This window comes from Acetobacter sp. UBA5411, from assembly GCF_002409645.1.
Lineage (GTDB): Bacteria > Pseudomonadota > Alphaproteobacteria > Acetobacterales > Acetobacteraceae > Acetobacter.
Genome location: NZ_DHNR01000008.1, coordinates 670 through 4,135, shown reverse-complemented (window position 1 = coordinate 4,135; position 3,466 = coordinate 670). Strand labels below are relative to the sequence as shown.

General features: G+C 56.0%; 5 protein-coding genes and 1 pseudogene. 4 read left to right on the top strand and 2 right to left on the bottom strand.

The features are described 5' to 3' along the window. Positions 1 to 296 precede the first annotated feature (296 nt). The 4 genes from B3759_RS03035 to B3759_RS03020 are packed head-to-tail and all read left to right on the top strand — an operon-like array spanning position 297 to position 2,666. The gene (locus B3759_RS03035; protein WP_048852608.1) at positions 297 to 872 is read left to right on the top strand and encodes a TetR/AcrR family transcriptional regulator; all 576 of its coding nucleotides are present in this window, start codon (positions 297 to 299) and stop codon (positions 870 to 872) included. After that, positions 869 to 1,771 (top strand): DMT family transporter, encoded by a 903-nt coding sequence (locus B3759_RS03030; RefSeq protein WP_291363510.1) that lies wholly within the window; start codon positions 869 to 871, stop codon positions 1,769 to 1,771. The genes B3759_RS03035 and B3759_RS03030 overlap by 4 nt, the downstream gene beginning before the upstream one ends. Positions 1,772 to 1,808: 37 nt before the next feature. Next, positions 1,809 to 2,363, top strand: a complete 555-nt coding sequence (locus B3759_RS03025) for a cysteine hydrolase family protein (RefSeq protein WP_048852672.1) — start codon at positions 1,809 to 1,811, stop codon at positions 2,361 to 2,363. A gap of 60 nt (positions 2,364 to 2,423) precedes the next feature. After that, positions 2,424 to 2,666 carry an NADPH-dependent FMN reductase gene (locus B3759_RS03020; protein WP_291363504.1) on the top strand — a complete coding sequence of 81 codons (243 nt, stop codon included), beginning with the start codon at positions 2,424 to 2,426 and terminating at the stop codon, positions 2,664 to 2,666. Here the strand turns inward: B3759_RS03020 and B3759_RS03015 are convergent. Both B3759_RS03015 and B3759_RS03010 read right to left on the bottom strand, forming a co-directional pair. Continuing rightward, the gene (locus B3759_RS03015) at positions 2,661 to 3,197 is read right to left on the bottom strand and encodes a hypothetical protein (RefSeq protein WP_291363502.1); all 537 of its coding nucleotides are present in this window, start codon (positions 3,195 to 3,197) and stop codon (positions 2,661 to 2,663) included. The two genes, B3759_RS03020 and B3759_RS03015, sit on opposite strands and share 6 nt — an antisense overlap. Next, positions 3,194 to 3,466: pseudogene (locus tag B3759_RS03010) on the bottom strand (XRE family transcriptional regulator); the annotation flags it as partial. The gene B3759_RS03015 and the pseudogene B3759_RS03010, both read right to left, overlap by 4 nt.

Sequence of the window (3,466 nt, the reverse complement as noted above, 5' to 3'; positions counted from 1 at the left end):
ATCGGCTGCGTGGCATAGACGTTCAGGAGCGCACAGCTTCCGAAAGCGAAGAGAGCAGCCATTTGTCGAAATGGGACCGCAGTGTCTACAGCTACGTCATTTCTCATTGCCTGGACGTCTGAACGGTTCATGATCCGTCTCGCCGGTTGAGGCGTGCAGGTCGCTGGCAGTCGGGATCCTGTGCGTGAGAGCTGGGTATCATCATTGTTATTATTCAGCACAACTGATTTGTGAATTGCCTCTTTGAGGGCGCTGGACCTACGCTGACGAACGAGTGTTCGTGAGTCAAAGAACAAATGCGAGAGCCGGTCCCCCTGCGCGATATCGTGATCGAAGCGCGCGAGCTGTTTCGTGAATATGGTTATGAAGGTGCGTCGATGCGTGATCTGGCCGGACGTGTGGGGCTGCGTCCACAGAGCCTCTATACGCGGTTTCCGTCGAAAGAGGCTCTGGTGTCCGAGGTTCTGGCGCTGATGCTTGAAGAAATGCTGGAAGGTCTGCCTGATCCAGACCGGAACTGGCGTAACGCATGGAGGACGCTGATCGGGCGCATCGCGCAGACGCTGGAAAACCATGGTCGCTGCGTCGGCCTGCATCTGGCTTATGGCGTGACATCTGCGACACCTGAGGCGCAGAAAGCCATCAGGGTATTTTTCAAGTCTGTGCAGGAGGCCATGACCCGGATCCTGCGTTCGGGAAAGATTGCGCCTCCCGCAGCAACTGCTGCCGATACGTTGGCTCAGTTGGAAGGCGCAACGCTCTGGATTGCGACGGAAGGGGACAATAGACCCCTCAAGCGTGCAGTCAGGCGTGCCCTGCACCTGGCTGGTCCTGTGCGCAGGTGTGGAGAAAAGGCCGAACTGCCATCATGACCAATGTTCTTCTGTTTATCGCCGTCGTCGTGGTCTGGGGACTGACGTGGTTCGCCATGCATCTTCAGCTTGGGGCAGCGCCGGTAGAGGTCGCGATCTTCTGGCGTTTCGCGCTTTCCCTCGTTCTGCTCGGCGGCTGGTTATGCCTGTCCGGACGGTTGAGAAGGCCGGCAACGGAGTGTGTTCCATGGCTGATCGCCATGGGGATGTGTCTGTTCTCTGGCAATTATCTCGTGCTCTATCGATCGGCTGCCTATCTGGCCAGCGGCATGGTCTCGGTGATCTTCAGTCTGGCCAGCGTTCTGAACGCCCTGAACCTCTGGCTGTTCTTCCGCCAGCGGCCTGACGCACGGATTATCGGCGGCGGCCTTCTGGGCGTAATGGGCGTCGCGCTGCTGCTGGGCGGAGATCATGGACGAGGGCTGCACGCAGGAAGTCTCACCGGGGTTGGGCTGGCACTGGCGGGCACTCTGTTCTTTTCACTGGGCAATATGGTTACCCGCAGGATCGGTCGCTTCGATCTGGATCTGCCCAATGCCGTGTTCTACGCGATGGGAGTTGGGACAGTCATCGTGGGAGCCGTAGCGCTCGCGCACGGATATAGCTTCGCTGTTCCGCTTACCGCAGCCTGGCTTGGCGGCTTGGCCTATCTGTCGGTATTTGGCTCGGTCATCGGGTTTTTGACCTATCTGTCTTTGGTGCACCGGATCGGAGCGGACAGGGCCGGCTATACGACGATCCTTTCTCCTGTTCTGGCTCTTGCGGTGTCATGCGTTTTCGAAGGTACGCAGTGGACGGCTGTCATGCTGATCGGACTCCTGCTTGTCATGGCAGGCAATGTATTGGCCTTCGTGCGTCGGCGGCCTGTCTCGGTGCCGGTCGAGGTGGAACAGGCGTGAGTTTCCATTATCATCTCATGCAGAAAAGGCGATAGACATGACAGATGAAGCCCTGATTATTGTGGACCTGCAGAACGATTATTTCCCGGGTGGGCGTTGGCCGCTGGTGGGCATTGAAGAGGCTGCTGGTAACGGACGTCTCGTCCTGAGCCACTTTCGGGAAAAAGATATGGCGGTTGTCCATATCCGTCATGAATTCCTGCCCGATAACGCGCCGTTTTTTGCACCGGGTTCATATGGCGCACAGATCAACGAGCTTGTCCTGCCGAAGGAAGGGGAACCGGTGGTTCTCAAGCACCATCCGAACGCATTTCGGGATACGAACCTTAAAACACTTCTGGATGAGCGGGAAATTCGGAAACTGACCATTCTGGGCGCAATGAGCCATGTCTGCATCGATGCGACCGTCCGTGCTGCGGTTGACTTCGGATATGACGTGACCGTGGTGCATGACGCGGTCGCCACGCGTGATCTGGAGTTCAATGGAACAAACGTTCCGGCAAATCAGGTGCATTCTGCATATATGGCGGCGTTGGCATTCACCTATGCAAAAGTCATACCGACAGCTGAGATAGTCCATACCTCGGAATGAGGTGCTATCGACAGCCATAGCTCCAGGGGTTTATATGAATATGGTAATTAAAGCATTATCGTGAAAATATTGACTCTCTCAGGAAGCACACGACACAACTCGACAAATACTGCGATGCTGCGCGCTCTGTCGTTCATGGCACCAGCGACATTTTCTATCTCAGTATTTGATCAGGTGAGCGCGCTTCCGGTGTTCTCGCCTGACCTGGAAATGGGTGAACTTCCGCCACAAGTGTGTGCCTTCATGGATCAGGTCGCTGCGAGTGACGGTCTGATCGTATCCAGTCCGGATACGACTTCATGACTGCTGCTCAATAACCTTACGAATATTCCAGAGCATGCGGCGGCGTAGCAACCCGCGGACCGGGCGGATCAGAAACCAGTACGGCGTAAAGCGTTGTCTGGCCTTGTCACTGAGGCAGAGGACACGTGTTTCGGTTATGAGGCGACACCTGCTTTCGCTAATGGGCGCGACAGTAAAGCCAAGAACCAGTTTGCAGAGATCTCCCTCCCGTACAGCCATGAAAGCGTCAGGAGAAGGAATGGTGCGAAGTCCATAATCGGCATGCCAGAACGCTCCGACCAGACCATAGGCAAGTGCGTGTCCGGTACGCGCCAGAAGCGTAAAATCTTCAAGATCCAGTGGCGGGGCGGACAGGCGCTTCATCAGTCGGCCAGGAAGTTCACGCAGACGGATAATCTGGCGCACAAGGGGATCATTCTGTATGCGGAAAGCCGCAACGGCATCGAGAATATCAGATGCCTGACCACGAATGAAAATCGCGTGACGTTCAGAAAAATCATAATGTGGGAGCAGGATTTCGAAAGTGTTCATCGGGGCTTGAGTGTTACCAGCTGGTAGTGCGGCCATGTCGTGAAGGTGAGGGTGGTCTGGTCAAAGTCCAATGGCCCATCAGTTGGATGTCGAAACCGGCGAGGGCCGCCTTCTCGTAGCAATACACTCTGATTATGCCACAGCCGTTCAAAATCCGGACTTCGGGATCGAAGCTCCTGCACGAGTGTTTCCACCAGATGCGTGTCACCACGGATGCTGGCAGCCCGGAATTCGGCAAGAACCCGTCGGGCACTGCCTTCCCATTCGTC